Raw genomic sequence first — 1,323 nt, 5'->3', positions numbered from 1 at the left:
CAACAACGGCTCCGAGCGCGAACTCCGGCCTACCGCGACATATCGCAAGGTCACCGGAGGGTTCCGATCCAACTGGGGCGCCTATTTCTTCGCCAACGTCCGATCCGTCGTCGGGACCGCCGCGCGGCACGGCCTTGATGCCTACACCGCTATCAAAAACGCCGTCACCGGAGCATCACTGCCCATCCGCCCCCCTACCGGGTTGAGCAGATACAAAAAGTTTTGAATTTCGATTACTATTTGGTAATATACTCTTAGGAATGACAGGAATCGCTGCAATGTATCTGCTCAACCCGGTAGGGGGGCGATGGGCAGTGATGCTCCGGTGACGGCGTTTTTGATAGCGGTGTAGGCATCAAGGCCGTGCCGCGCGGCGGTCCCGACGACGGATCGGACGTTGGCGAAGAAATCGGCGCCCCAGTTGGATCGGAACCCTCCGGTGACCTTGCGATATGTCGCGGTAGGCCGGAGTTCGCGCTCGGAGCCGTTGTTGTCCGCGGCGATATCCGGGTGGTCGAGGAAGGTGAAGAGATGATCACGAACCTTGCCGTATCGTCGGCGCAATCGTCTGCCGTGGTGGTTGATCGGGGCGAGCGCCATGACGGCGTCGAGATCATGGTCGAGGCGCCGCCGCCAGGCGCGTCTTGTAGCGTCCGCGAGCGTGCGATGGCGCCGCGCCAGCACGACGGCGCGGAGCAGCAGGGCCTTCATTCTGGGTGCGAAGATCGTATCACCCGCCTCGATCGCGAATTTGCAGTCCCGGAGTTGGTGGGCGAGGCAAATCTGCCAGTCATCGGCATGACCGCGCTGGGCGCCATAGAGATCGGAGATCCAGATAGCGGGGCGATGGCCGTCCATTACCTCCGCGACGACGTTGGCGCCCCGGCTTGGCCGGATCACATGGATGACGACTTCGTCGTTCTGAAATACCCAGTTCCAGTGGGTCCGGCCGTTGATCCGCACCGAGGTTTCGTCGGAGCAGACGACCCGCGCGCGGCGCAGTCGGGCGAGGATGGCACCGACATCGGCATCGAAGCCCGGCTTGGCGCGGCGGAATGCGGCATCGAGCGCGCCTTCGCTGATCGCCAAGCCGAACAACTCGGTGAACAGGCGCGACAGCCGCCGGTAGCTGACCGCATGGATGACGCGCAGGTAGATCGCGAGAGCCACGAGGTTGAGGCTGAATGGTGTGCCGGTCTCCATGCCTTCCGGGACGGCTGCCAGCGTGGTCGCCCCACAGCACGGACAATGGCCGGCATAGCGTTCGACGCGGGTGACGACCGGCTTGATCGGCGGCGGTTCGATCTTGTCGTGCGCTGCGCG

The 1,323-nt window shown here is 63.6% G+C and carries 1 protein-coding gene and 1 pseudogene; one reads left to right on the top strand and one right to left on the bottom strand.

What is annotated here, in order from left to right; translation table 11 throughout:
* A pseudogene (locus RT91_RS22115) lies at positions 1 to 226 on the top strand (hypothetical protein); the annotation flags it as partial.
* A 62-nt stretch (positions 227 to 288) separates the two neighbouring features.
* Here RT91_RS22115 and tnpC read toward each other — a convergent pair.
* The coding region (gene tnpC, locus RT91_RS19850; protein WP_035189775.1) for an IS66 family transposase at positions 289 to 1,323 on the bottom strand (1,035 nt) is incomplete at its 5' end.

It is taken from the genome of Acidiphilium sp. JA12-A1, assembly GCF_000724705.2.
GTDB lineage: Bacteria > Pseudomonadota > Alphaproteobacteria > Acetobacterales > Acetobacteraceae > Acidiphilium > Acidiphilium multivorum.
The sequence above is the reverse complement of the archived record's forward strand: the minus strand, read 5'-3'. Positions and strand labels throughout refer to the sequence as shown.